This window comes from Enterobacter cloacae complex sp. (assembly GCF_900322725.1).
Classification (GTDB): domain Bacteria; phylum Pseudomonadota; class Gammaproteobacteria; order Enterobacterales; family Enterobacteriaceae; genus Enterobacter; species Enterobacter quasihormaechei.
In genome coordinates, this window is the sequence record NZ_LT991957.1 from 3,333,470 (window position 1) to 3,359,535 (window position 26,066).

Sequence of the window (26,066 nt, forward strand, 5' to 3'; positions counted from 1 at the left end):
GTGATGAAATCAATTCACATTTTGCGCTATTTTGTGTGTGGCTATTGCTATAGAGTGAAGTCTTAGGAGGATCTCATGGAGCCAAAACTCGAATTTTCTTTCAGTGTTGATATTGTTGTCGATCGGCCGATCGTTGTTTCTAACTCTCCTGTGACAGGAAAGCGTCAGTTAATACCTATTTTGAGTGGAAAAGTTTCCGGGGGACTAACGGGTGAGGTTCTGCCTGGTGGTGTTGATAGTCAGATCATAGAGCCTAATGGAGTCTGCCGACTTTCTGCAAGGTATGCTTTAAAGGTCTCAGAAGGGACAATTTATATTGAAAATAACGGTATACGCAAAGTGCCAGCAGAGTTTACACATTTGCTTTTTACCGAAGACATGAGTTTTTTCAATCACATTTTACCCTCTGACATTTATTTTAAAACGGTGCCTGTTTTTGAGGTCGATTCGCCTGAACTTGAATGGCTGAGGACATCAATTTTTATCTGTTCTGCAAGCCGTACATCTGATGGTGTAAAGCTAGATTTTTATCGTGTGAGCTGATTTCCGTCTCGTATATTTTTGACTGCTCCCCACCGTAACCTTCATAGCAGTGATGGGACTAAGAATTGACAGGCTCTCCGTGGGATAAACCTGCCCGCCCGGGAGTTTACATATTACCCAGTAGTATTACGTTCTCCCATCACCCGCCTCAGTGCGCCGTTATATAAGGCTCTTTCACAAACTCCGCCAGCAGCCAGACCATATCATGCAACAGCCCGGTGAGTTCTTTCGCCACGCTCGCAGGCAACGTCCCGCCCATCACCGCCAGCGTTAACGCCACGGCATAATCCACCTGTAGCGCCGTTTCTTGCCAACATTCCGGCACGCAGGAGGCGATCTTTTCCCCCGCAATGAGCCGTTCAACCAGATACGGCGGAAGTGCCGAGTCACAGCATTCGCGCAGCCGCTTCAGCGTAGCCAGTAGGAGCTCGCATAGCGTGGCAAATGTCACTGCGTCGTAAGTTTCCACCAGTACGCTTACGTAAGCGGCGCAGGCATCGGCCAGTTCGAAGAGATCCGCAGAATCGGAAATTGGGTGGTTGATGAGCTGATGAACAGCACTTTCATCAGAAAGCGCGTAGGAAAATTCAGGGGTAGTTGCCATTTAGCATCCTCTTTGTCTAAAAAATGTCATGTTATGCTAACTGATCTTACCCACGAATAGTGGACACACGACTAAGTGAGTAAACTCTTAACCAGAGGTGACTCATGACAAAACCAGCATCAACCAGTAAGAAGCCCCGCAAACAGTACACGCCTGAATTCCGCAACGAAGCCCTGAAGCTTGCGGAACGTATCGGTGTTGCTGCCGCTGCCCGGGAACTCAGCCTGTACGAATCCCAGCTCTACGCATGGCGCAGTAAGATTAACAATGCCCGCAGCTCTTCCGAACGTGAGCAGGAAATGTCCGTTGAAATTGCCCGTCTTAAGCGCCAACTGGCGGAACAGGCAGAGGAGCTGGCCATTCTCCAAAAGGCCGCGACATACTTCGCGAAGCGCCTGAAATGAAGTATGTCTTTATTGAAAAACATCGGGCTGAGTTCAGCGTCAAAGCCATATGCCGGGTACTGCGGGTCGCCCGTAGCGGCTGGTATGCGTGGCGTCTGCGTCGTCAGCAGATAACACCACGTCAGCAGTTCCGGCTCGTCTGTGATACTGCTGTCCGTCAGGCATTCACTGAGGCAAAACAGCGTTATGGTGCGCCTCGTCTCGCTGACGAACTGCCTGAGTACAACGTCAAAACCATTGCCGCCAGCCTGCGGCGTCAGGGGCTTCGCGCAAAAGCGGCCCGGAAGTTCAGCCCGGTCCGATACCGCGAACATGGCCTGCCGGTGTCTGAAAATCTGCTGAAACAGGATTTTTACGCGAGTGGCCCGAATCAGAAGTGGGCGGGTGACATCACGTACTTGCGCACGGACGAAGGCTGGTTGTACCTGGCGGTGGTCATTGACCTGTGGTCCCGTGCTGTCATCGGCTGGTCGATGTCGTCGCGGATGACAGCGCAGCTGGCCTGCGATGCGCTACAGATGGCACTCTGGCGACGTAAGCGCCCGGAAAATGTCATCGTGCATACGGACAGAGGCGGGCAGTACTGTTCGGCAGACTATCTGGCGTTACTGAAGCGGCATAATCTGCACGGTAGCATGAGTGCCAAAGGATGTTGTTACGACAATGCCTGCGCGGAAAGCTTCTTCCACTCGCTGAAGGTGGAATGTATCCACGGGGAACGCCTTATCAGCCGGGAAATCATGCGGATGACGGTGTTTAATTATATCGAGTGTGATTACAATCGGTGGCGCCGACACAGTGCCTGTGGCGGACTCAGTCCCGAACAATTTGAAAACCAGAACCTCGCTTAGGGCCGTGTCCACATTACGTGGGTAGGATCAAACGGGTTCCTACGCCCGGTTACGGATGTGTCGCAACGCAGGCACTTTACGGCGGTGAAAAAAGGAAGGAAAGGGGATAACCCTGAATTACACAAGGTTGCTTAAAAGTTTGCGAGGCGGCTTCCAGAAAGTCATTGCCGGGTGGCGGCTACGCCTTACCCGGCCTACAAAACCGCGAACAAGCCAACCAACCCGCGACACGAACCGTAGGCCCGCGCAAGCGCAGCGCCGCCGGGCACAGCCGCACCGTAGCTACCCCTCGCTCATCATCGCCAGAAACCGCTTCACCGTCCGCGAGCGTTCAAACCGCCGCCAGCAGAGCGCGATATCGGTATAAAGCTCTGGTGAGCGCAGTGCATGGTAGGTGACATTCGGCGGCGAAATGGCCGCCATGGATTTCGGTACCAGCGCGAACCCGCCGCCGGCGGAGACCATGCTCAGGGAAGAGGAAAGTTGTGAAGATTGCAGCATGTGCTGCATATCGATTCCGGCCCGCTCGCAGCTGCCGTAAACGCGGTCGTACAGCCCCGGTGCGACCTCCTGCGGGAACAGCACCACCGGCGTATCCCGAAGTTCCTCCAGCGCCAGATCGCCACACGTCGCCAGGGGATGATCGCGATGCAGCGCCACCACCATGGGCTCCCGGTCGAGGATTTTTAATTCGAACACCTTGCTGCTTTCGCACGGCAGGCGCACAAAGGCGATATCCAGCTCACCCTCCGCCAGCATCGTGGTCAGCGACGACATGTTGGCTTCCACCTGATGAACCTGCACCGCCATGTTCTGCACCTGAAACTGGCGGATCAGGGCGAAGATTTTGGGATGGAAAGCGTCGGAGCTGGTGATGCCAATCGACAGGCTGCCGTTCAGCCCGCGCGCGATGCCCCGGGCTTTCTCCAGCGCGGCGTCGCTCAGCGCCAGGATCTTACAGGCGTCCTCATAGAAGGCTTCTCCCGCTTCGGTCAGCTCCACGCCCCGCGTCAGGCGCCTGAACAGCGGCGTGCCCACTTCCTCCTCAAGCCGTTTGATCTGCTGGCTCAGAGGAGGCTGTGAAATACCCAGCGCGTTGGCCGCCCTGGTGAAGTGTCGCTCGCGTGCTACCGCGACAAAATAGCGCAGATAACGAAGTTCCATATCAAAAACGTCTCAAACCAGCATGGATTCTATATTGGAACTCTCTGCTGAATCGGGTCAACATTTATTTAACCTTTATAAATAAAGTTGAAGAGGACGAGCATGATGATGCATTCATCTGCATGCGACTGTGAGGCGAGTTTATGCGAGACCCTGCGCGGGTTCTCGGCTCAACATCCTGACAGCGTGATCTATCAGACATCGCTAATGAGCGCCCTGCTAAGCGGCGTGTACGAAGGAGAGACCACCATCGCCGACCTGCTGGCACACGGTGATTTTGGCCTCGGCACCTTTAACGAGCTGGACGGCGAAATGATTGCCTTCAGCAGCCAGGTGTACCAGCTGCGCGCCGACGGCAGCGCCCGCGCCGCGAAGCCGGAGCAGAAAACGCCGTTCGCGGTAATGACCTGGTTCCAGCCCCAGTACCGCAAAACCTTCGACGAGCCGGTCAGCCGTCAGCAGATCCACGACGTGATCGACCAGCAGATCCCCTCCGATAACCTGTTCTGCGCGCTGCGCATCGACGGCAACTTCCGCCATGCCCACACCCGCACCGTTCCGCGCCAGACGCCGCCGTACCGGGCGATGACCGACGTGCTGGACGACCAGCCGGTGTTCCGCTTTAACCAGCGCGAGGGCGTGCTGGTGGGGTTCCGTACCCCGCAGCATATGCAGGGGATAAACGTGGCGGGCTATCACGAACACTTCATCACCGACGACCGACAGGGCGGCGGCCATCTGCTCGATTACCAGCTGGAAAGCGGCGTACTCACCTTCGGTGAAATCCACAAGCTGATGATTGACCTGCCTGCCGACAGCGCGTTTTTACAGGCCAACCTGCACCCCAGCAACCTTGATGCGGCTATCCGCGCCGTCGAAAACTAACAGGAGAACTACCGTGAACAGTGAGAAACAGTCACGTCAGTGGGCGCACGGCGCCGATATGGTTGTCGGCCAGCTGGAAGCGCAGGGCGTGAAGCAGGTGTTCGGGATACCGGGGGCGAAAATCGATAAGGTTTTTGACTCCCTTCTGGACTCCTCCATCGAGATCATTCCCGTACGCCACGAGGCCAACGCGGCGTTTATGGCGGCGGCAGTGGGGCGGTTGACCGGTAAAGCCGGGGTGGCGCTGGTCACCTCCGGGCCGGGCTGTTCGAACCTGATCACCGGCATCGCCACCGCCAACAGCGAAGGCGACCCGGTGGTCGCGCTGGGCGGGGCGGTGAAGCGGGCGGATAAAGCCAAGCTGGTGCATCAGAGCATGGACACCGTCGCGATGTTCAGCCCGGTGACGAAATACGCCGTAGAAGTGAACTCCCCGGACGCGATTGCCGAGGTGGTGTCCAACGCGTTTCGCGCCGCCGAGCACGGCAGGCCGGGCGGGGCGTTTGTCAGCCTGCCGCAGGATATTGTCGACCAGCCCACTACGGGGGCGATCCTGCCCGCGAGCGGTCCCGCGCTGATGGGGCCGGCACCGGAATCCGCCATTAACGACGTGGCGAAGCTTATCGAAAACGCCAAAAACCCGGTCATCTTACTCGGTCTGATGGCCAGCCAGCCCGCGAACAGCGCCGCGCTGCGCAAGCTGCTGGAGAAAAGCCGTATCCCGGTCACCAGCACCTACCAGGCCGCCGGGGCGGTCAATCAGGAACACTTCACCCGTTTTGCCGGACGCGTCGGCCTGTTTAACAACCAGGCGGGCGACCGGCTGCTGCATCTGGCGGATCTGATTATCTGCATCGGCTACAGCCCGGTGGAGTACGAGCCTTCTATGTGGAACAGCGGCGACGCCACGCTGGTGCACATTGACGTGCTGCCCGCCTATGAGGAGCGCAAGTATGTTCCCGATCTGGAGCTGGTGGGGGATATCGCCGCCACGCTGAACCTGCTCGCCAGCCGGATCGATCGCAAGCTGGAGCTGAGCCAGCGCGCCTCGGAAATTCTGGTCGATCGCCAGCACCAGCGGGACCTCCTCGACCGCCGCGGCGCATCGCTTAACCAGTTTGCCCTGCACCCGCTGCGCATCGTGCGCGCCATGCAGGACATCGTGAACAGCGACGTGACGCTCACCGTCGATATGGGCAGCTTCCACATCTGGATCGCCCGCTACCTCTACAGCTTCCGCGCGCGTCAGGTGATGATCTCCAACGGTCAGCAGACCATGGGCGTGGCGCTGCCGTGGGCGATTGGCGCGTGGCTGGTCAACCCGGGGCGCAAGGTCGTGTCAGTCTCCGGGGACGGCGGCTTTTTGCAGTCAAGCATGGAGCTGGAAACCGCCGTACGCCTCAACGCCAACGTGCTGCACATCATCTGGGTGGATAACGCCTACAACATGGTGGCGATCCAGGAAGAGAAAAAATACCAGCGGCTTTCCGGCGTGGAGTTCGGCCCGGTCGACTTCAAAGCCTATGCCGACGCGTTCGGCGCAAAAGGTTTTGCCGTCGAGAGTGCCGACGCGCTTGAACCGACGCTGCGTGCGGCAATGGATGTCGATGGCCCGGCCGTGGTGGCCATTCCCGTCGACTACAGCGATAACCCGCTGCTGATGGGCCAGCTCCATCTCAGCCAGATTTTGTGAATCAACATAAGGACAGAGAAATGCAAAAAGTGGCTCTCGTAACCGGCTCCGGCCAGGGGATTGGCAAAGCGATCGCGCTTCGTCTGGTGAAGGATGGTTTTGCCGTCGCTATCGCCGATTACAACGAAGCGACGGCGAAAGCGGTTGCCGATGAAATCACCCGCAGCGGCGGGAAGGCCGTCGCCGTGAAGGTGGACGTCTCTGACCGCGACCAGGTGTTTGCGGCCGTGGAGAAAGCCCGCACCGAGCTGGGCGGCTTCAACGTCATCGTCAATAACGCCGGGGTTGCGCCGTCTACCCCCATCGAATCCATCACCCCGGAGATTGTCGACAAGGTCTACAACATCAACGTGAAAGGGGTGATCTGGGGCATTCAGGCCGCAATTGACGCGTTTCGCAAAGAGGGGCACGGCGGCAAAATCATCAACGCCTGCTCCCAGGCGGGGCATACCGGTAACCCGGAACTGGCGGTATACAGTTCAAGCAAGTTCGCGGTACGCGGCCTGACCCAGACGGCCGCGCGGGATCTCGCCCCGCTGGGGATCACCGTTAACGCCTACTGCCCGGGCATCGTTAAAACGCCGATGTGGGCGGAAATTGACCGTCAGGTCTCCGAGGCGGCGGGTAAACCGCTTGGCTATGGCACGGAAACCTTTGCCAAACGCATCACGCTTGGCCGTTTGTCCGAGCCGGAAGACGTGGCCGCGTGCGTCTCTTACCTTGCGGGGCCAGACTCCGACTACATGACCGGCCAGTCCCTGCTGATAGACGGCGGGATGGTGTTTAACTAAAAAATAACGATAAGCTCTGACATGAACTTTCCCCTGCTCCCGTGCAGGGGCTTTTTTTTGTCTCCTCAGCCATTGTGGATTACACTGCGCGCTGCAAAACTTTAGTCTTGAGATCTGACAGGCGGTAACAGCGATGAACGGTACAATCACAACGTGGTTTAAAGATAAAGGCTTTGGATTTATCAAAGATGAAAACGGCGACAACCGCTATTTTCATGTGATTAAGGTCGCCAACCCTGATCTGATTAAAAAAGATGCGGCGGTGACCTTCGAGCCAACCACCAATACCAAAGGCCTTTCCGCGTATGCGGTGAAGGTGATCCCAGAGAGCAAGCATCTTTATATCGCGGGCGAGCGCGTGAAGCTCACCTCGATCAAGTCCTTCGTGGTATTCAGCGAGGAAGAGCCCGTTGAGACCAAAATCGACAAAGAGAACGCGGTGCTCTCGGTGGGGCTGCTGATGAACAGCATCAAACCAAAATCCGACAAGAAGCCGGGCGAAATGCGTACGGTGAAGAAGCTGGCGATCACCACCTTCCAGAACACGACGATGATCTTTACCGAAGATGAAATCGACATCGACGCCACGGTAAAACTGCTGAAGTAATCTTATGCCGGGTGGCGGTTCCACGTTACCCGGCCTGCATTTCCTCTCTTTTCGTCCGCTTTTTAACCTGCTATAACACACTCCTTACCTTTCAGGGAGTCATCGCCGTGCCCGAAATCAATCAACATGGTCAAACCGTTAACGATATCGTCCCGGACTGGAAATGCGCCCGCGCGCTGGCCCGCACCGCGCTCGTTGGTCAGTATTGTCGTCTGGAGCCGCTCGATGCCGATCGCCATTCCGCGGATCTGTATGAAGCGTATGCCCTGGGCGACGACAGCGACTGGACGTGGCTTGCCAGCAGCCAGCCCATGAGCGTGGAAGCCACCGCGCACTGGGTGCTCGGCAAAGTGCTGGATGACGATCTGGTGCCCTATGCCGTGATTGATTTGCGCACCGAGCGCGCCGTGGGGCTGGTCTGCTACATGGCGATAGAGCGGTTCCAGGGCTCGGTGGAGATCGGTCATGTGACCTGGTCGCGCAGAATGAAAGGCACCCGCATTGGCACCGAAGCGGTGTGGCTGCTGCTGAAAAATGCCTTCGAGCATAAATACCGTCGGCTGGAGTGGAAGTGCGATTCGATGAACACCGCCTCACGCAACGCGGCGGAGCGGCTGGGGTTTGTCTGGGAAGGACGTCTGCGCCAGAAGCTGGTGCGTAAGGGGCGTAACCGCGACAGCGACATGCTCTCTATTATTGACGGCGAATGGCCGCAGAGGGACGCGGCGCTGCGCGCGTGGCTGGCAGCAGAGAATTTTGACGCGCAAGGGCATCAGATTAAGCGGCTTGAGGCATTTCGCTAGAACGGTATCGCGGGCAGACCGCAATGCGGCTGCTCTGCCCACGAACGTTATTTCTCGATCATCTGGATAATTTGGTCGCGGTTGATAGCATGTTCATTGCCCGCAACGTCCTCATAGGTAATTAAACCGTTGTCATCATCGACTTCCGGCTTTCCGTGGGTAATAATCATTTCGCCATTTTTCTTTTGTAATACGTAGTCGCTGGAGCACCCTGTAACCGTCAGGGTCATCAGTGCCAGACTCATTACTGCTGCTAAATTTTTCATTTTAATGCCTGTAATTAAAAAGACCACCGGGGCCGAATAAGGTTACTGACATTCACCTCATAAAAAAGGGAGATATCAGTAACACTGTATATATCAAAACCATAAACAGGAGCGTCACAATAACAACGCGACGTTCAAGGGGTGTAACGGCCGCTTTAGATCTTTCATCTGGTTTCGTTGACATGATTTTCTCTCATTTAGCCTGCGAGCGTTCTCTTAAGCCGTGGCCACGGCAGTAATAGCGTGCCAGTGACAAATAAACAGCAAAAAAGCAGTTCAGGAAAATATACCTGCGTAATGACAACGTTATTTATTTTTCCCGAGCGCCAGGTTAAGCGTAAGGCGACATGAACAGACCTCACGCTATTTAATAAAATATAAAGCGTTTATGATAATTCGCAGCAATAACCCGACTGAACCCTTTCACCCGGGTTTACGCAGCACGTCCGTGTGCTTACAGAATAAAGGTTCCTTCAATCATCAGGCACGCTTTGCCTGAGAGCTCTACGCGTCCGTTGTCCTTAACATGGCAAATCAGTTCGCCTTTACGGCTTCCGCCCTGTTGCGCGCGCAACGTCTTCTTCGACAGTTTTTCGCTCCACAACGGTGCCAGAAAGGTGTGGGCAGAACCCGTCACCGGATCTTCATTTACTCCCACCTGCGGGCCGAACCAGCGGGAGCGAAAATCGAAGGTGCGTGAGGCGGCAGTAACCACCACGCCGCGCGTGTTAAACCTTTCCAGCGCGGAAAAATCAGGCTTCAGCGCATCCAGCCTGTCTTCATCATCAATGACGACGATAAGATCGGACGCCTGCCAGGTTTCTCCGGCGTTTTCCTCCAGCCCTAGCGCCTTAAACAACCCTTCCGGAGCGGTAATGCGGGACGGGATCGCCTGCGGGAAATTCAGCGTGTATTGCTCACCCTCCGAGGTGACGGTCAGCTCGCCGCTACGGGTGAAAAAACGCACGCTTGCAGAGGCGTGGTCACGGCTTAAGAGAACGCTCGCAGCGGCAAGCGTCGCATGGCCGCAAAGATCCACTTCTACCGCAGGGGTGAACCAGCGAAGCGCGAAGCCGTCGTCCTGCTTAACCACAAACGCGGTCTCGGAAAGATTGTTTTCCGTCGCGATACGCTGGAGAACATGCGCGTCCGGCCAGGCATCCAGCAGGCAGACGGCCGCGGGATTGCCCGTAAAGGGACCGTCAGAGAAGGCGTCAACCTGGTAAAACGGAATGCGCCGGGGACTGTTATTTTTCACCCATCACCTCAAGATCGTTATAAACCGTATAGCGCGTCACGCCCAGGGCCTGCGCCGCGTGCTGGACGCCACCCCGCATTTTGAAAATGCCTTTCGCATGCATTTCAGCGACTATTTTAAGCCGCTGCGCTTTCTGAACCTTTTTGCCCGGGACCGAATGTTTATCGATGATTTCCTGGATTGACTGCTCGATGATGCCGCCCAGGTTCATATCCTGCGGGTCTGAATCGGCAAGCGGGCTGCCCGTTATCGCGTCCAGGCACTTGCGCATTTGCTCGTAAGGAGAGGTATCGATATTGATGCAAAAGGCCATCAACGGTACGCCTTCCTCGCTGTAGTAAATTGTCGAGGCGCTGCTCAGGATCCGTCCGGACGCCGTGACGGTTTTATAATTTTTTACCGTGACCGGGGTGCTGTCTTTGCTGTTTTTAAGCAGCAGGGCAAAGCCTTTGTCTTTTTCAGGGCCGGACAAAAGATTGTCACCCGCTTGTCTGCCGCTGACGTGCCCGTTGATGATTTTTACCACGGACTGATCTGGCATGGTGAGGTTGTGCAGGACTATCTCATGGTTCGCCGACAACGTACCTGCAAGCGCTTCCATCGCCGCTTCCAGCGGCCCGGAAATCAGTTCAATCTGTTTGGCGTAATCTGATTTCATCGTTGTTCCTTTATGTTTGGCATGGTCAGATGTCGTGCTTAAAACCTCACTGACCTTAAAGTATATTGATAGTGTTTAATTATCAACAAAAAGTTGATAAATGTATTGAGAGCACACAGATTTTATGCCGTGTCAGGCGGTCGCTGATCAATTAAGGTATTAATATTTAAGGTAAAAAAAAGCCTCTGATGAAAGAGGCTCAGGGAAACGTATTCTCAGCGGTTTTGAAGGGCATGACGCGTTTTGCCGTGAGGGCAGGATTTGAAAATGCAGCGGGTTGTGGTCGTACAATACGGATTTTCAGGTTCTCTGTCTCCCGGACAGCTGGACATATTGTGCATAACCCGCCAGAGCGTTGGGCTGTATTTATCAATCTGAATAATGTTCACCGAACGTAGTTGCCCGGAAATAACAAAGCCTTTGTTACTAACCTTAATGTTATCTCCCGGCTTGATAAGATAGTCGCCATTATACCAGAGCAGATATTTATGATTATGTTGTGTAACTATTTTAGTGAAAAACGTTCCAGTAATAGGGCTGACAATCGTCCCTAACGAAATCCATAATTTTGTTGTTTCCACTCATTTACCTTTTTAACAAATATTATATTCTTTGAAAGCAGTTTAGCTACCTCCGTAAAGAGTACATAATAGATATTGCCTATCCATCGGATTAATGCCGATATGCATCGACTAATTCTTCTGTCAAATATATCGGCAATAATTTACATTAATAAAACGTTACGTTGAAATTTTCACAAAAACGTCTTCACGGTGTTGATGCAGGCGAAGGATATAGGGAGAGTCTGATTAATGCTCATCCCAGAGAGACAGCACCTCCTCGACGCTTCTTACCCCATCGCGAAAAAAATTAACATGACGCTTTTCGATATAAAGAATTTCAAGCGTTAACGCCAGAAAGAGAAACACAACGAAGCAGATTAAAAGATTTTTGATCATAAAGTGTACCGGGCGACGTGATACCTGACGGGATAAAGCTGCCGCTCAGTGCCCTGTTGAATTCGAAAACAGATTTATCACCATCACGCCGGCAATAATAAGGCCTATTCCTGTCAGGGCCGCCATATCCAGCTTTTGACCATAAATAATCCATCCTGCCAGGCTAATCAGTACGATCCCGGCCCCTGACCACACCGCATAAATAATTCCCGTTGGGATTGTTCTCATGGGGATGGTTAATGACCAGAACGCAATGATATAAAAAATCACCGTGATGAGGGAGGGCCACAATCGGGTGAAGCTGTCGGATAGTTTTAATGCCGTCGTCGCAATGACTTCAGATACAATTGATAATAAAAGAAAAAGATAGGTATTCATTCAGCTGCCTGTTTTTTGATACTCCGGTTTCCCAGGTGGGGGGAAAAATATTATCAACAATAAGTTGCAAATTAAACTCATTGTTTAATTTGTGTGAGCCAGCGCACCTTCTCTGGCCTGAAGGAGGGCAGCCGGAGAATGGCTGAGGGGAGCAATCAGAGGACGGTCACTCGATTGGATATAATTTGACCTAATTTGTCGTTCTGTAAAAAACGTAATAATAAGTAATGGATATTGTCACGCATCGGGATAATCGGGATAGTGCGCTTCACAGGAAAAAACCACATAAGGAAAATGGTTTATGAAAACGTTCGTTTCTCTTACCGTACTTCTCGGTGTTGCCTCAACTTCTGCTTTTGCCGCGAGTGCGCCTGACTGCGTAAAAGCGGATAATCAGCAAATTGAAGCGCTTTTTGATAAATGGAATGCCTCACTCCAGACTGGGGATGCCCATAAGGTCGCGGAGAATTACCTGAGCGATGCGGTTTTGCTACCTACCATATCCAATCAGGTCCGGCTGACCGATCAGGAGCGCGTGGATTACTTCCAGGATTTTCTGAAGAAGAAGCCGTTTGGGAAAATTGATAGCCGCACCATTCGTCTCGGCTGCAATAAAGCGATTGATACAGGGACCTACACGTTTACCTTTGCCGATAAAACGTCCGTGACCGCACGTTATACCTTCACCTACGCGTGGGATGGAAAAGCGTGGAAAATTTCATCGCACCACTCTTCAGCGATGCCAGAAGGGTAAATCCTTTCCCCCTCGCCCTGGCGGGGAGAGGGGGAATGTCTTATCGGCGAACCGGCGCGCCATTCGCCACGTAATACGCCGCCGTGCTCTTCGCCAGCGGCTCGCGCCCGCGAATGGCATCAGCAATTTTCTCACCGATCATAATCGTGGTGGCGTTCAGGTTGCCGGTAATAATCTGCGGCATGATCGACGCATCCACCACGCGTAACCCTTCCAGCCCGTGAACGCGGCCTTCACCGTCAACCACCGCCATCTCGTCGTAGCCCATTTTGCAGGTGCCGCACGGATGGAAGGCGGTTTCAGCATGGTTACGCACGAACTCGTCCAGCTGTTCGTCGGTCTGGCACTCGACGCCCGGGCTGATTTCCCGACCGCGGTATTTGTCCAGCGCGGGCTGGTGCATGATCTCGCGGGTGATGCGGATCGCGTCACGGAACTCCTGCCAGTCCTGCTCGTGGGACATATAGTTGAACAGGATTGCCGGATGCTGGTGCGGATCGCGCGACTTGATGCGCACGTGCCCGCGGCTTGGCGATCGCATGGAGCCAACGTGGCACTGGAAGCCGTGTTCCTTCACCGCGTTGGAGCCGTTGTAGTTAATCGCCACCGGCAGGAAGTGATACTGAATGTTCGGCCACGCGAACTCCTCGCGGCTGCGGATAAACCCGCCCGCTTCGAAGTGGTTGCTCGCACCTACGCCGGTGCCGCCAAACAGCCACTCCGCGCCAATCTTCGGCTGGTTCCACCATTGCAGGGCAGGGTAGAGGGAAACCGGCTCTTTACATTCATACTGGAGATACATCTCCAGGTGATCCTGCAGGTTTTCCCCCACGCCGGGTAAATCATGCACCAGCGGGATATCGAACTGCTTCAGCAGCTCAGCGTTGCCCACGCCGGAACGCTGGAGGATCTGCGGAGACGCAATGGCGCCTGCGCACAGGAGGACTTCTTTATTCGCCGTCGCTTTTGACGGAATGGTGCTTTCGCCTTCCAGCCACTCAACGCCCGCCGCGCGCTTGCCGTCAAAAATAATGCGATCGGTCATGGCGTGGGTGCGGATGGTCAGGTTAGGACGCGGTTTTGCCTGGTCCAGATAGCCGCGCGCTGTGCTGGCGCGTCGGCCCTGCGGCGTAACCGTGCGGTCCATCGGGCCGAAGCCTTCCTGCTGGTAGCCGTTGAGATCGTCGGTGCGCGGATAGCCCGCCTGCACGCCTGCTTCCACCATTGCTTCAAACAGCGGGTTTACGCCCGGCTTAGAGGTGGTGACGCTCACCGGACCGTCGCCGCCGTGGTAATCGTTCGGCCCCACGTTGCGCGTCTCCGCCTTGCGGTAGTAGGGCAGGCAGTTGAGGTAGCTCCAGTGCTCCAGACCCGGTTCTTTCGCCCAGTTGTCCAGATCCATCGCGTTGCCGCGCACGTAGCACATGCCGTTGATCAGCGACGAGCCGCCCAGCCCTTTTCCGCGTCCGCACTCCATGCGGCGGTTGTTCATGAAAGGCTCTGGCTCGGTTTCATACGCCCAGTTGTAGCGCTTGCCCTGGAGCGGGAAGGCCAGCGCGGCGGGCATCTGGGTGCGGAAGTCAAAGCGGTAGTCCGGCCCGCCCGCCTCAAGCAGCAGGACGGTGGTGTTCGGATCTTCAGTCAGTCGTGTAGCCAGTACGTTGCCGGCAGAGCCGGCCCCGATAATGATGTAGTCAAATTGCAAATAAACCTCCCGGTTAAAATATGGACTGGAATTTACCCATCTCAACCTGGATGGACTTCACCTGGGTGTAGCTCTGAAGCGTCATCACGCCATTCTCACGGCCAATGCCGGAGTGCTTGTAGCCGCCAACTGGCATCTCCGCGGCGGATTCACCCCAGGTGTTGATCCAGCAGATGCCCGCTTCAAGCTGATGAATCGCGCCGTGCGCACGGTTCAGATCGGCAGTGACGATGCCCGCCGCCAGACCGTAGTCGGTGTCGTTGGCGCGGCGAATGGCTTCTTCATCGCTTTCATAGGTGAGGATGGACATCACCGGGCCGAAGATCTCTTCGCGCACGATGGTCATCTCGTCGGTGCAGTCGGTGAACACGGTCGGGGCTACCCACGCGCCGTTATCAAACCCGTCGCCCTTCAGCACGTCGCCGCCGCACAGCACGCGCGCGCCTTCTTCTTTACCTTTGGCGATGTAGCGCATCACGCTGTCGCGGTGCGGGAAGCTGACCATCGGGCCAAAGTTGGTGCTTTCATCGAACAGATCGCCCGCGCGGATGCGGCCCACGCGCTCGACGATTTTCTGCTCAAACGCGGCCTTATATTTTGCAGGCACGAACACGCGGGTGCCGTTGGTGCACACCTGTCCGGAACTGAAGAAGTTGGCCATCATGGCGATGTCTGCGGCGAGATCCAGATCCGCATCGTCAAACACTATCAGCGGAGATTTGCCGCCCAGCTCCATCGTCACCTCTTTAAGGGACGAGGCCGCGGAGTTAGCCATCACCTTTTTGCCGCTGGCGACGCCGCCGGTGAAGGAGACTTTGGCAATGCCCGGATGCTCGGTCAGGTACTGGCCGGTTTCCGCGCCCACGCCCGGCAGGACGTTAAACACGCCGTCCGGCAGGCCCGCCTCGGTGTAGATTTCCGCCAGTTTCAGGGCGGTGAGCGGGGTCACTTCGCTCGGCTTGAAGATCATCGCGTTGCCCGCCGCCAGCGCAGGGGCAGATTTCCACAGGGCGATCTGGATCGGGTAGTTCCACGCGCCGATGCCCGCCACCACGCCCAGCGGCTCGCGGCGCGTGTAGACGAATGAGGTGTCGCGCAGCGGGATCTGACTGCCTTCCAGCGACGGGATCAGCCCCGCGTAATACTCCAGCACGTCCGCGCCGGTGACGATGTCCACGGTTGAGGTCTCGGAATACGCCTTACCGGTGTCGAGGGTCTCCAGCTTCGCCAGCGCGTCGTTGCGCTCGCGCAGGATATCGACGGCGCGGCGCAGGATGCGCGAGCGCTCCATGGCGGTCATCGCCGCCCAGATTTTTTGCCCGCGCGTTGCGCTCGCTACGGCGCGGTCCACGTCTTCACGCCCGGCGGCCTGCACGCTCGCCAGAACTTCACCGTTGGCCGGGTTGATGGTCTCGAAGGTGCGACCGCTGGTGGCGGATGTATAACCACCATTTATATAAAGCTGCTGTTCTGCCATTCGGGACATGCTTCCTCCTCGGTTATTCGGTCGGTAAATGCTGGCTGATAAAGTGGCTGGTGAGCGATTGCGCGAGGGTTTTGTCCAGCGGTTTGCCGCTCAGCGCGGCGCGCAGCCACAGCCCGTCAATCAGCGCGGCGAGCCCGTAGCCCGCCTCTTCAGCCTGTTCACGCGGCAGCTCGCGGCGGAACTCGTACACCAGGTTTGAGAGCAACCGGCGGCTGCTGACCTGCTGCAAACGGTAGAGCATCGGCTGATGCATGCTGCTCGCCCAGAAGGCCAGCCAGGCCTTCATCGCCGCGCCGCTGACCTGGGTTTCATCAAAATTGCCGCCGACAATCGCCTGCAAACGCTGCTCCGCGCTGCCGTTCGGCAGGGCGCGTAAGCGGCTTAATACCGCGTCGCGCAACTGGCCGGTGATGTCGCGCATGGTCGCTTCCAGCAGGCCGTTTTTATCTTTGAAATAGTGGCTGATGATCCCCGTGGACACGCCCGCCCGACGGGCGATCTGCGCGATGGTTGCGTCATGCATTCCCACTTCATTAATTGCTTCCAGCGTGGCGTCGATAAGCTGCCTGCGCCGGATCGGCTGCATCCCCACTTTGGGCATTTTTGCCACTCCATTCATCAGCGTTGGTAATCTATTAAAGCGGTTTTTGATTGGACGTTCAATATAAAATGTGTCTTAATTGTTGCGATTTTGGATTTCAATAGTTACAAAAATAGTGGGGATACTGGATGACAGACCTTTCACAAGACAGAGAAAAAGACAAAATCAACCCGGTCGTTTTTTATACGTCCGCCGGGCTGATTTTGTTGTTTTCCCTGACGACCATTTTCTTTAGCGATTTTTCTGCCGAGTGGATTGGCCGCACCCTGAACTGGGTGTCGAAGACCTTCGGCTGGTACTACCTGCTGGCGGCGACGCTCTATATCGTCTTCGTGGTCTGCATTGCCTGCTCGCGCTTCGGCTCGGTGAAGCTTGGGCCAGAGCAGTCCAAGCCCGAGTTCAGCCTGCTGAGCTGGGCGGCAATGCTGTTTGCCGCGGGCATCGGCATCGACCTGATGTTCTTCTCGGTAGCCGAACCGGTCACGCAGTATATGCAGCCGCCGGAAGGGGCGGGGCAGACGATGGAGGCCGCGCGACAGGCGATGGTCTGGACGCTGTTCCACTACGGCCTGACAGGATGGTCGATGTATGCCCTGATGGGAATGGCGCTCGGATACTTTAGCTATCGTTATAATTTGCCCCTCACCATCCGCTCCGCGTTGTACCCGATTTTCGGGAAAAGAATTAACGGCCCGATTGGCCACAGCGTCGATATCGCGGCGGTCATTGGCACCATCTTCGGCATCGCGACGACGCTCGGCATTGGCGTGGTCCAGCTCAACTATGGGCTGAGCGTGCTGTTTGATATCCCGGATTCAATGGCGGCGAAAGCGGCACTGATTGCGCTCTCGGTGATTATCGCCACCATTTCGGTGACCTCCGGCGTGGATAAGGGCATCCGCGTGCTCTCTGAGCTAAACGTGGCGCTGGCGCTGGGCCTGATCCTGTTCGTGCTGTTTATGGGCGACACGTCATTCCTGCTCAACGCTCTGGTACTGAACGTGGGGGACTACGTGAACCGCTTCATGGGCATGACGCTGAACAGCTTCGCCTTTGACCGCCCGGTGGAGTGGATGAACAACTGGACCCTGTTCTTCTGGGCGTGGTGGGTCGCATGGTCGCCGTTTGTTGGCCTGTTCCTGGCGCGTATTTCGCGCGGGCGCACCATTCGTCAGTTTGTGATGGGCACCCTGATCATCCCGTTCACCTTTACACTGCTGTGGCTGTCGATTTTCGGCAACAGCGCGCTGCACGAGATCATCCACGGCAACGCAACCTTTGCCCAGGAAGCGATGGCGCACCCGGAGCGCGGCTTCTACAGCCTGCTGGCGCAGTATCCGGCGTTTACCTTTAGCGCCTCGGTAGCGACCATTACCGGCCTCCTGTTTTACGTCACCTCGGCGGATTCCGGCGCGCTGGTGCTGGGGAACTTCACCTCGAAGCTGAAGGACATCAACAGCGACGCGCCGAACTGGCTGCGCATCTTCTGGTCCGTCGCCATCGGCCTGCTGACGCTCGGCATGCTGATGACCAACGGCATTTCGGCGTTGCAGAACACCACGGTGATCATGGGCCTGCCGTTCAGCTTTGTGATCTTCTTCGTGATGGCCGGGCTGTATAAATCGCTCAAGGTAGAAGACTACCGCCGCGAAAGCGCCAGCCGCGACACCGCGCCGCGGCCGATGGGCGCCCAGGACCGGCTGAGCTGGAAGAAGCGCCTGTCGCGCCTGATGAACTACCCGGGCACGCGCTACACCAGCCAGATGATGGAAACCGTCTGCTTCCCGGCGATGGAAGAGGTAGCGCAGGAGCTGAAGCTGCGCGGTGCGTACGTGGAGCTGAAAAACCTGCCGCCGGAGGAGGGCGAAACCCTGGGGCACCTGGATCTGCTGGTGCACAGGGCGACGAGCAGAACTTTGTCTATCAGATCTGGCCGCAGCAGTACTCGGTGCCTGGGTTTACCTACCGGGCGCGCAGCGGGAAATCAACCTACTACCGGCTGGAGACGTTCCTGCTGGAAGGGAGCCAGGGGAATGATTTGATGGATTACAGCAAGGAGCAGGTGATTACGGACATTCTGGACCAGTATGAACGGCACCTGAACTTTATCCATCTGCACAGGGAAGCGCCGGGGAATAGCGTGATGTTCCCGGATGTTTAAATGGATTCTTAAAATACCTTTAAGCTGTATATAAATACAGTTATTTGGCGCAGCATTACTCAAGGAAGAGTAACCATGCAGCAAGAGCCTGATGCTGAAGCATTCGGGCTTTTGCTGCGTTTAGGGAAGGAACTATGGATGAGTCATGCGATAGAGTTTATCGAAACATCACTCTTTACCCGACAGATTAAAAGCATTGCTACGGATGATGAATTAAAGGATCTGCAAAAGGAACTTATTGCCTGGCCTGATAAAGGTGACCTGATCCAGCAGACGGGGGGTTTACGTAAAATAAGGATGGCGGCAGGCTCAAAGGGAAAGAGAGGGGGGATCAGAGTGATTTACTTTCTTGCCACGGAGGAGGTGATCTATTTCATTATGGCCTATCCAAAATGCATAAAGGACAGCCTGACAGAGGCAGAGAAAGCAGAACTTAAAAAGCTGACTTCCATTCTGAAAAATACTGCTTCCAGTGCCGTAAATGAGAGGTGTACTATGTACCCCAATCAGGCAGGTGGAGGCTGATAATGAGTATTTTTAATGAATTAAAATCTTCGCTTGAAGAGGCCGTTGAGATCCATAACGGAAGAAAAGCCGCTTCCCGAGTAACCCGCTATGAAGTTGCTGATGTGCGCGCCATCAGAGAGCAGCTCAATATCACGCAAAGCGAAATGGCGAAGGCGCTTGGCACGAGCGTCGATACGATAAAAAGTTGGGAGTCTAAACGCCGCAACCCAACCGGGCTGGCGGCGAAGATACTTAATGTGATTCGGGAGAATCCTGCATTTTATAAGGCACTTGCCGGGCAGTGAGTCGCCCTTATGCCGGGTGGCGCTGCGCTTACCCGGCCTACAAAACTCCAAAACTGCTTTTCCGTAGGCCTGATAAGCGAAGGGCCATCAGGCACGCTCTTCATTGACATAACTTTAATGATAACCATTTTCATTTAAATATAGCCTGTGCTATACCTTATAGCACGGGCTAATTTTGCTTTGAATTTAACCACCTCAGGAGACTTCTGCGATGCACCCACTGCAAGGATTAAAGCGTCTGTTGCTCGGCGCGCTGCTCACGGCTACGACCAGCACGGGCGCGCTGGCGGCTGAAAAGTTCCAGGTCATCACCACCTTTACCGTCATCGCGGATATGGCGAAAAACGTGGCGGGGGATGCCGCAGACGTCACCTCCATCACCAAACCGGGCGCTGAAATCCATGAGTACCAGCCGACGCCGGGCGATATCAAGCGCGCGCAAAAGGCGCAGCTGATTCTGGCGAACGGCATGAACCTGGAGCTGTGGTTCCAGCGTTTTTATCAGCATCTGAACGGCGTGCCGGAGGTGATTGTCACCCAGGGCATCACCCCGATGGGCATCAGCGAGGGGCCGTACGACGGCAAGCCCAACCCGCATGCGTGGATGTCGCCGGACAACGCGCTGATTTACGTCGATAACATCCGCGACGCGCTGGTGAAGTACGACCCGGCGAATGCGCAGACGTATCAGCGCAACGCTGACGCCTACAAGCAGAAGATCGTCGCGACCCTCGAACCGCTGCGCAAGCAGGTGGCGGCTATCCCGGAAGACAAGCGCTGGATGGTGACCAGCGAGGGCGCCTTCTCCTATCTGGCGCGGGATCTGGGCATGAAGGAACTTTACCTGTGGCCGATCAACGCCGATCGGCAGGGCACGCCGCAGCAGGTGCGCAAGGTGATCGATCTGGTGAAGAAACATCGCATCCCGGCGGTATTCAGCGAAAGCACGGTTTCCGATAAGCCGGCGCGTCAGGTGGCGCGGGAAACCGGCGCCCACTACGGCGGCGTGCTGTACGTCGACTCCCTGAGCGCGGAAAACGGCCCGGTGCCGACCTATATCGACCTGCTGAACGTGACCACCCGCACGCTGGTGCAGGGCATTCGCGACGGCATGAAGGAGTGACCATGCAAAAGGGGATTGTCGTTACGGACGTGACCGTGACCTACCGCAACGGCCACACGGCGCTGCGCAATGCGTCGTTCAGCGTGCCCGGCGGATCGATTGCCGCGCTGGTGGGGGTCAACGGCTCCGGCAAGTCCACGCTCTTTAAGGCGGTGATGGGTTTTGTGCGGGCGGCGAGCGGCAGCATCAGCCTCCATGGGCTGCCGCCTCACCGGGCGCTGCGCCAGAACCTGGTCGCCTACGTGCCGCAGTCGGAAGAGGTCGACTGGTCGTTTCCGGTGCTGGTCGAGGACGTGGTGATGATGGGCCGCTACGGGCATATGGGGTTTCTGCGGCGTCCTAAAGCGCAGGATCGGCAGATCGTAACCGACGCCCTGAAGCGCGTGGATATGCTCGAGCTGCGCCATCGGCAGATTGGCGAGCTCTCCGGCGGGCAAAAGAAGCGCGTCTTCCTGGCGCGGGCGATTGCCCAGCAGGGCGAGGTGATCCTGCTCGACGAACCGTTTACCGGCGTGGACGTCAAAACCGAAGCCAGAATCATCAGCCTGCTGCGCGAGTTGCGCGACGAGGGCAAAACCATGCTGGTCTCGACCCACAATTTAGGCTCGGTCACGGAGTTTTGCGATTACACGGTGATGGTCAAAGGCACCGTGCTGGCGAGCGGTCCGACGGAAACCACCTTCACCGCCGAAAACCTTGAGCGCGCCTTCAGCGGCGTGCTGCGCCACGTGTTGCTCAGCGGCTCGGAAGATCGCATCATTACCGACGATGAGCGGCCCTTCGTCACGCACCGGCAGGAGGCCAAATGAACGCGCTTCTCGAACCCTTCAGCTATGAGTACATGCTCAACGCGATGTGGGTCTCGGCGATGGTGGGCGGGCTGTGCGCGTTTCTCTCCTGCTACCTGATGCTCAAAGGCTGGTCGCTGATCGGCGATGCGCTCTCGCACTCCATCGTGCCGGGCGTGGCGGGGGCTTACATGCTCGGGCTGCCTTTCTCGCTGGGGGCGTTTTTATCGGGCGGGCTGGCGGCGGGCAGCATGCTGTTTCTCAACCAGCGCAGCCGCCTGAAGGAGGACGCCATCATCGGGCTGATCTTCTCCTCCTTTTTCGGGCTGGGGCTGTTTATGGTCTCGCTCAACCCGACCTCGGTGAATATTCAGACCATCGTGCTCGGCAATATTCTGGCTATCGCCCCGGAGGATATCGTCCAGCTGGCGATTATCGGCGTGGTGTCGATGGTTATCCTGCTGTTCAAATGGAAAGATCTGATGGTGACCTTTTTTGATGAGAACCACGCCCGCGCCATCGGCCTGCGCCCGGCGCGCCTGAAGGTTCTGTTCTTCACGCTGCTGGCGGTCTCTACCGTGGCGGCGCTGCAAACCGTCGGCGCGTTTCTGGTAATTTGCCTGGTGGTTACGCCCGGCGCAACCGCGTGGCTGCTCACCGACCGCTTCCCGCGCCTGCTGATGATTGCCGTCGCCATTGGCAGCCTCACCAGCTTCCTCGGCGCGTGGGCCAGCTATTACCTGGACGGCGCCACCGGCGGCATTATCGTTGTCGCCCAGACGCTGCTGTTCCTGCTGGCGTTCGTCTTTGCGCCGAAGCACGGGCTGCTCGCCAGCCGCCGTCGCGCGAATGAGGCACACCCATGATGGCGCTGCTCCTTGAACCCTTCCAGTTTGCGTTCATGAATAACGCGCTGCTGATTTCACTTCTGGTGGCCGTACCCTGCGCGCTGCTGTCGGTTTTTCTGGTGCTGAAAGGCTGGGCGCTGATGGGCGATGCCATGAGCCACGCGGTGTTTCCCGGCGTGGTGCTGGCGTGGGTGATGGGCCTGCCGCTGGCGGTGGGTGCATTCGTTGCCGGTCTGTTCTGCGCGATCGCCACCGGCTACCTGAAGGACAACAGCCGGATCAAGCAGGATACGGTGATGGGGATTGTCTTTTCCGGGATGTTCGGCGCCGGGCTGATCCTCTATATCGCCGTCAAGCCTGAGGTGCATCTCGACCACATTCTGTTCGGCGATATGCTGGGCATTAACGGGATGGACATTCTGCAAAGCGGCGTCGTGGCGGGGCTGATTGCGCTGGTGATTGGCCTGAAGTGGCGCGATTTCCTGCTGTTCTGCTTTGACTATCAGCAGGCGCAGGCGAGCGGACTGCGCGCCCGCTGGCTGCACTACGGCTTACTGTGCATGGTCTCGCTGACCATCGTGGCGACGCTGAAGGCGGTGGGGATCATTCTGTCGATTTCGCTGCTGATTGCCCCCGGCGCGGTGGCGGTGCTGATCGCCCGACGCTTTCACATGGCGCTGCTGGTGGCAGTGGCGGTATCAGTACTGGTGTCGGTCAGCGGCGTGTATGCCTCGTTTTATCTCGACAGCGCGCCCGCGCCGACCATCGTGGTGCTGTTCGCGGTGGTGTTTATCGTGACGTTTGTGGTGACCAGCGTGAAGGCGCGTCGGCAGGAACGTGTGACAGCAGGGTAATCGCCTGCTCGCCGTGCTGCTGCCAGTGCAGGGTGAAGGCGGTGCCTTCGTTAAAGCCTGCCAGTTGACGGGTCAATGCCAGCGTAAGCGTCTTATCGTCGAGCAGGGTAACGCGGGCGCTGTCAAAACCCATATATGTCTGCGCCTGGGGAAAGAGGGCCTTGAACAGGCTCTCTTTGGCGCTGAAAACCAGCGTCAGGGCGAGGGCGAACGGGTAACCCGAGCGGGAAAGCACGTGCTCTTCCTGGGCATCTATAATGCCGTCCTTAATATCTCTGGCTTCATTTTCGGGCAGAATGGTTTCGCAGTCGATGCCGATGAGCGCGTGTCGATCGCGAACCACTACCGCCATGGCCTGGGTGCCGCTGTGGGTGATGCTGCCGGAAACGCCGTCAGGCCAGAGCGGTTCCCCGCTGGGGCCGATGGCGGGAACGGTGTGGTCAGGCAAGGCGTGCGCGGCGGCGATGCGTCCTGCCAGATGGTCAGCCTTGCGTTTACGTCCGGCATCAGCGAGCTGCGCGTGATGGGGGAGCCAGAGGAGATCGGCGTCGGTGAAGGTGGCGGGGGCGAAGGTGATGCGGTGGAGGGTGAGGCCGGCGAGGGAAAATGTGCTGTGGGTGGTGTGCATGGTTTTTCCCCTCACCCTGACCCTCTCCCCGGAGGGGAGAGGGAAGGATTGACTTCAGTGCCTTAAAAACGCGTATTCACGCTCATATACCAGGTGCGACCCGGTTCATTATACGTGTAGGCACCCGCACCGTACATATACGCACCGGTGGTGGCATTTCCGGTCGTCTGGGCATTACCCGCGCGCCACTGGCGCTTGTCGAAGACGTTGTCCACGCCGCCGGTCAGGCTAACGTTTTTCGTCACGTCCCAAGTGGCGCTCAGGCCAACGATGCTGTACGGGCTGACTTCGTCTTTCTCAGACCCGGTCACCGGCTGACCTTTGTAGTTGTACTTCTTCGGCTGCTGCTTGCCGTACCAGGTGAAGGTCGACTGCAATGACACATCCTGATGCACCTGCCAGCTCAGGGTCGAGTTCAGCGTGTACTCCGGAATGATCGACAGGCGATCGCCGGTCTCCTTGTTCTTGCTTTGCAGCATATAGGTGATGTTGTTGGTCCAGTTGATGGTGTCGCTGACCGGCACGTTCAGGGAGCCTTCCAGACCTTCCACCACCGCCTTCGGCACGTTTTCCCACTGGTAGATATCGGTGGTGACTTTACCGGTGGAGGTCTGGCCAATCGGCGCGTAGCCCGCTTCAATCTTGTTGCGGTAGTCGTTGCGGAACCAGGTCACGCCAGCCAGCCAGCCGTCGCGTTTCCACTCCAGGCCAATCTCTTTGTTGATGCTGGTTTCCGCTTTCAGATCGTCGTTACCCATCATGTAGCAGCCCACGCCGTCAGAACTGGCGTAGCAACCCTGGCCTTTACTGTACAACAGGTAGTTCGGGTTGGTCTGGTACAGGCTTGGTGCTTTGTAGGCGCGCGCAATCCCCATCTTCAGGGTGAAGTCATCCCCCAGACCCTGCGACAGGTTCAGGGACGGGCTCCAGTTATTGCCCACGATGGTGTGGTGATCGAAGCGCAGGGCAGGGGTCAGCATGGTGCTGTCGGTCAGCTCCATGTTGTTCTCAGCGAACAGGGAGAAGATCTCCGCTGACGTGTACGGGCTACGGTCTTCGCTCATGCCCGGGATGGTGCCACCCTGCTGGGTTTGCGTGAAGGAGGTTGAATCCTTCATCCGTTGCTGGTTCCACTCGGTGCCGAGCGTCAGGTTCTGGTTCACAATGAAATCAATCGGCAGGTTGATTTCGCTGTGCAGCATCACGTCGGCCAGATCGGTATCGGTGAATTTATTGCTGTTGAACAGGCCTTCCAGACCGCCCGCCAGCCCTTCGCCCAGGCGTGAGTTGCGGGTGTGTTCGTACTGCGCCCAGTTGCTGGTGGTAATGCCGTTATCCCAGCCGCCGTTCCAGGTCACGGCGAAGTTCTGGCGATAAATACGGTTCGTCTCTTTACCGTAGTTTTTCTTCACCAGCGCGTTGTCGTTGTTGGTGTTCTGCGTGTCACCCGCATACAGGTTGTTCTGGCGGCTGTAGCCCGCTTCAAACTCCAGCGACTGCATCGGCGCGAAGTCCCAGCGCACCACGCCATTGATGTCTTTGTTCTCTACACCCTCGCGGCCCGCGGGCAGGGTGTTGGCGTAAGCGCCCGTGCGGTCAGACTGATGACCCTGGTTAATGTCCCACGCGTCGGCCTGGGTTTTGTCCAGATTACCGAACATGCGGAAGCTGAAGTCGCCGCCCAGCGGGCCGCTCAGGCTGAAGTTGGTGCGCTTGGTAGAACCTTCGTCTTTATGTTCTGGCGCGTTCAGGTAGGTGTTCCAGGAGCCGTGCCACTGGTCGTCGAATTTTTTGGTGATGATGTTCACCACGCCGCCCGCCGCGCCGTTACCGTAGCGCGCGGCGGCCGGACCGCGAATCACTTCGATACGCTCGATCATCTCCGGCGGCACCCAGCCGGTATCGCCGCGGGTATCACGCTCGCCGCGCCAGCCCAGGCGGATGGAGTTGCGGCTGGTGACGGGCTTGCCGTCGATCAGGATCAGGGTGTTTTCCGGGCCCATGCCGCGAATGTCGATCTGACGGTTGTTCCCGCGCTGGCCGCTGGTGGAGTTCCCGGTCAGGTTAACGCCCGGCATGGTGCGGATGATTTCCGCCACGTCCCGCGCGGGCGGGTTTTTGCGGATCTCATCGGCGGTGATGGTCGACACGCCAGGCGCCTGCAAATTCTGCTCGGCGGCGGTGATCACCATGGTGTCTTCGTGCTGCGCGGAGGCGGCGTTGTCGTCTGCCATGGCGGGCAGCGCGACGCCATAAATCCCTAAATTGACCAGCAAGGCCAGAGAGTGAATCTTCTTATTCATTGTACGTCCCGCTTTTATGGTTATTTATGAACGCGCTTCCCACAGCGCGGGCAATACGCTATTGCAAATGCAAATAGTTATCAATAATATTATCAATAAAATTTGCTCTGAAACAAAAAATATTGTTAAACATGGGGTT

General features: G+C 56.8%; 26 protein-coding genes and 1 pseudogene. 15 read left to right on the plus strand and 12 right to left on the minus strand.

Going from position 1 to position 26,066, the window contains the following annotated elements; genetic code table 11:
* Window positions 1-75: 75 nt before the first annotated feature.
* Complete coding sequence (locus tag DBR02_RS16415; RefSeq protein ID WP_107534866.1) at window positions 76-543, plus strand: DUF3237 domain-containing protein; 468 nt, start codon at window positions 76-78, stop codon at window positions 541-543.
* Window positions 544-691: 148 nt separating this feature from the next.
* Here the strand turns inward: DBR02_RS16415 and DBR02_RS16420 are convergent, their stop codons facing one another.
* The gene (locus DBR02_RS16420) at window positions 692-1,147 is read right to left on the minus strand and encodes a hypothetical protein (RefSeq protein WP_107534867.1); all 456 of its coding nucleotides are present in this window, start codon (window positions 1,145-1,147) and stop codon (window positions 692-694) included.
* A 104-nt stretch (window positions 1,148-1,251) separates the two neighbouring features.
* Between DBR02_RS16420 and DBR02_RS16425 the strand changes: the two genes are divergently transcribed.
* A protein-coding gene (locus tag DBR02_RS16425) for an IS3 family transposase (RefSeq protein ID WP_087855188.1) occupies window positions 1,252-2,402 on the plus strand; the annotation gives its coding sequence in 2 pieces (ribosomal slippage) (window positions 1,252-1,510 and window positions 1,510-2,402; 1,152 coding nt in all).
* A gap of 282 nt (window positions 2,403-2,684) precedes the next feature.
* Here the strand turns inward: DBR02_RS16425 and DBR02_RS16430 are convergent.
* Window positions 2,685-3,566, minus strand: coding sequence for a LysR family transcriptional regulator (locus DBR02_RS16430; RefSeq protein WP_107534868.1), 882 nt, complete (start codon window positions 3,564-3,566; stop codon window positions 2,685-2,687).
* Between the two features lie 105 nt (window positions 3,567-3,671).
* Here DBR02_RS16430 and budA point away from each other — a divergent pair, with 105 nt between their 5' ends.
* The 5 genes from budA to DBR02_RS16455 all read left to right on the plus strand — a co-directional run bounded on the left by budA (window position 3,672) and on the right by DBR02_RS16455 (window position 8,345).
* Window positions 3,672-4,451, plus strand: coding sequence for an acetolactate decarboxylase (budA, locus tag DBR02_RS16435; protein WP_107534869.1), 780 nt, complete (start codon window positions 3,672-3,674; stop codon window positions 4,449-4,451).
* Window positions 4,423-6,144, plus strand: coding sequence for an acetolactate synthase AlsS (gene alsS / locus DBR02_RS16440; protein WP_265177292.1), 1,722 nt, complete (start codon window positions 4,423-4,425; stop codon window positions 6,142-6,144). The genes budA and alsS overlap by 29 nt, the downstream gene beginning before the upstream one ends.
* Window positions 6,145-6,164: 20 nt before the next feature.
* Window positions 6,165-6,935 (plus strand): (S)-acetoin forming diacetyl reductase, encoded by a 771-nt coding sequence (locus DBR02_RS16445; RefSeq protein WP_107534871.1) that lies wholly within the window; start codon window positions 6,165-6,167, stop codon window positions 6,933-6,935.
* A 133-nt stretch (window positions 6,936-7,068) separates the two neighbouring features.
* Window positions 7,069-7,542: a cold-shock protein gene (locus DBR02_RS16450; RefSeq protein ID WP_045260739.1), complete on the plus strand. Its 474-nt coding sequence runs from the start codon at window positions 7,069-7,071 to the stop codon at window positions 7,540-7,542.
* Between the two features lie 107 nt (window positions 7,543-7,649).
* Complete coding sequence (locus tag DBR02_RS16455) at window positions 7,650-8,345, plus strand: GNAT family N-acetyltransferase (RefSeq protein WP_107534872.1); 696 nt, start codon at window positions 7,650-7,652, stop codon at window positions 8,343-8,345.
* A gap of 47 nt (window positions 8,346-8,392) precedes the next feature.
* Here DBR02_RS16455 and DBR02_RS16460 read toward each other — a convergent pair whose 3' ends face one another.
* The 5 genes from DBR02_RS16460 to DBR02_RS16475 form a co-directional block, all read right to left on the minus strand.
* Window positions 8,393-8,611, minus strand: coding sequence for a YgdI/YgdR family lipoprotein (locus DBR02_RS16460; protein ID WP_107534873.1), 219 nt, complete (start codon window positions 8,609-8,611; stop codon window positions 8,393-8,395).
* A 454-nt stretch (window positions 8,612-9,065) separates the two neighbouring features.
* Window positions 9,066-9,869 (minus strand): PhzF family phenazine biosynthesis protein, encoded by an 804-nt coding sequence (locus tag DBR02_RS16465; protein ID WP_107534874.1) that lies wholly within the window; start codon window positions 9,867-9,869, stop codon window positions 9,066-9,068.
* A complete protein-coding gene (locus tag DBR02_RS16470) occupies window positions 9,859-10,527 on the minus strand; it encodes a helix-turn-helix transcriptional regulator (RefSeq protein WP_107534875.1) in 669 nt (222 codons plus the stop codon). The genes DBR02_RS16465 and DBR02_RS16470 overlap by 11 nt, the downstream gene beginning before the upstream one ends.
* Window positions 10,528-10,742: 215 nt before the next feature.
* The gene (locus DBR02_RS26610) at window positions 10,743-11,108 is read right to left on the minus strand and encodes a hypothetical protein (protein ID WP_129741670.1); all 366 of its coding nucleotides are present in this window, start codon (window positions 11,106-11,108) and stop codon (window positions 10,743-10,745) included.
* 423 nt (window positions 11,109-11,531) lie between these two features.
* Complete coding sequence (locus tag DBR02_RS16475) at window positions 11,532-11,864, minus strand: SMR family transporter (protein WP_107534876.1); 333 nt, start codon at window positions 11,862-11,864, stop codon at window positions 11,532-11,534.
* A gap of 301 nt (window positions 11,865-12,165) precedes the next feature.
* On the opposite strand from DBR02_RS16475, the gene DBR02_RS16480 reads away from it, so the two are divergent.
* Window positions 12,166-12,618 (plus strand): SgcJ/EcaC family oxidoreductase, encoded by a 453-nt coding sequence (locus DBR02_RS16480; RefSeq protein WP_063866013.1) that lies wholly within the window; start codon window positions 12,166-12,168, stop codon window positions 12,616-12,618.
* A 40-nt stretch (window positions 12,619-12,658) separates the two neighbouring features.
* Here the strand turns inward: DBR02_RS16480 and betA are convergent, their stop codons facing one another.
* From betA to betI, 3 genes are read right to left on the minus strand one after another with little or no spacing between them, the layout of a single operon-like run.
* Window positions 12,659-14,323, minus strand: a complete 1,665-nt coding sequence (gene betA, locus DBR02_RS16485) for a choline dehydrogenase (protein WP_107534877.1) — start codon at window positions 14,321-14,323, stop codon at window positions 12,659-12,661.
* Window positions 14,324-14,336: 13 nt separating this feature from the next.
* Window positions 14,337-15,809: a betaine-aldehyde dehydrogenase gene (betB, locus tag DBR02_RS16490; RefSeq protein WP_107534878.1), complete on the minus strand. Its 1,473-nt coding sequence runs from the start codon at window positions 15,807-15,809 to the stop codon at window positions 14,337-14,339.
* A gap of 13 nt (window positions 15,810-15,822) precedes the next feature.
* Complete coding sequence (betI, locus tag DBR02_RS16495) at window positions 15,823-16,410, minus strand: transcriptional regulator BetI (protein WP_023334836.1); 588 nt, start codon at window positions 16,408-16,410, stop codon at window positions 15,823-15,825.
* 128 nt (window positions 16,411-16,538) lie between these two features.
* Between betI and betT the strand changes: the two are divergent.
* From betT to DBR02_RS16535, 7 genes and pseudogenes are all read left to right on the plus strand, one after another.
* Window positions 16,539-18,571 (plus strand): annotated as a pseudogene (gene betT / locus DBR02_RS16505) (choline BCCT transporter BetT).
* A 138-nt stretch (window positions 18,572-18,709) separates the two neighbouring features.
* Window positions 18,710-19,096, plus strand: a complete 387-nt coding sequence (locus DBR02_RS16510) for a type II toxin-antitoxin system RelE/ParE family toxin (RefSeq protein ID WP_107535658.1) — start codon at window positions 18,710-18,712, stop codon at window positions 19,094-19,096.
* 2 nt (window positions 19,097-19,098) lie between these two features.
* The gene (gene nadS / locus DBR02_RS16515; protein WP_107534879.1) at window positions 19,099-19,383 is read left to right on the plus strand and encodes a NadS family protein; all 285 of its coding nucleotides are present in this window, start codon (window positions 19,099-19,101) and stop codon (window positions 19,381-19,383) included.
* A 211-nt stretch (window positions 19,384-19,594) separates the two neighbouring features.
* Window positions 19,595-20,506, plus strand: coding sequence for a metal ABC transporter substrate-binding protein (locus DBR02_RS16520; RefSeq protein WP_063866021.1), 912 nt, complete (start codon window positions 19,595-19,597; stop codon window positions 20,504-20,506).
* 2 nt (window positions 20,507-20,508) lie between these two features.
* Window positions 20,509-21,315, plus strand: coding sequence for an iron/manganese ABC transporter ATP-binding protein SitB (sitB, locus tag DBR02_RS16525; protein ID WP_107534880.1), 807 nt, complete (start codon window positions 20,509-20,511; stop codon window positions 21,313-21,315).
* Complete coding sequence (gene sitC, locus DBR02_RS16530) at window positions 21,312-22,160, plus strand: iron/manganese ABC transporter permease subunit SitC (protein WP_107534881.1); 849 nt, start codon at window positions 21,312-21,314, stop codon at window positions 22,158-22,160. Before sitB ends, sitC begins: the two co-directional genes overlap by 4 nt.
* Window positions 22,157-22,996: a metal ABC transporter permease gene (locus DBR02_RS16535; protein ID WP_107534882.1), complete on the plus strand. Its 840-nt coding sequence runs from the start codon at window positions 22,157-22,159 to the stop codon at window positions 22,994-22,996. Before sitC ends, DBR02_RS16535 begins: the two co-directional genes overlap by 4 nt.
* On the opposite strand, the gene entD is transcribed toward DBR02_RS16535, so the two are convergent.
* Together entD and DBR02_RS16545 are read right to left on the minus strand one after the other, a co-directional pair.
* Entirely contained in the window at window positions 22,932-23,624 is a 693-nt protein-coding gene (gene entD / locus DBR02_RS16540; RefSeq protein WP_107534883.1) for an enterobactin synthase subunit EntD, read from the minus strand. The two genes, DBR02_RS16535 and entD, sit on opposite strands and share 65 nt — an antisense overlap.
* A gap of 62 nt (window positions 23,625-23,686) precedes the next feature.
* Entirely contained in the window at window positions 23,687-25,927 is a 2,241-nt protein-coding gene (locus DBR02_RS16545) for a TonB-dependent siderophore receptor (RefSeq protein WP_107534884.1), read from the minus strand.
* Window positions 25,928-26,066 lie beyond the last annotated feature (139 nt).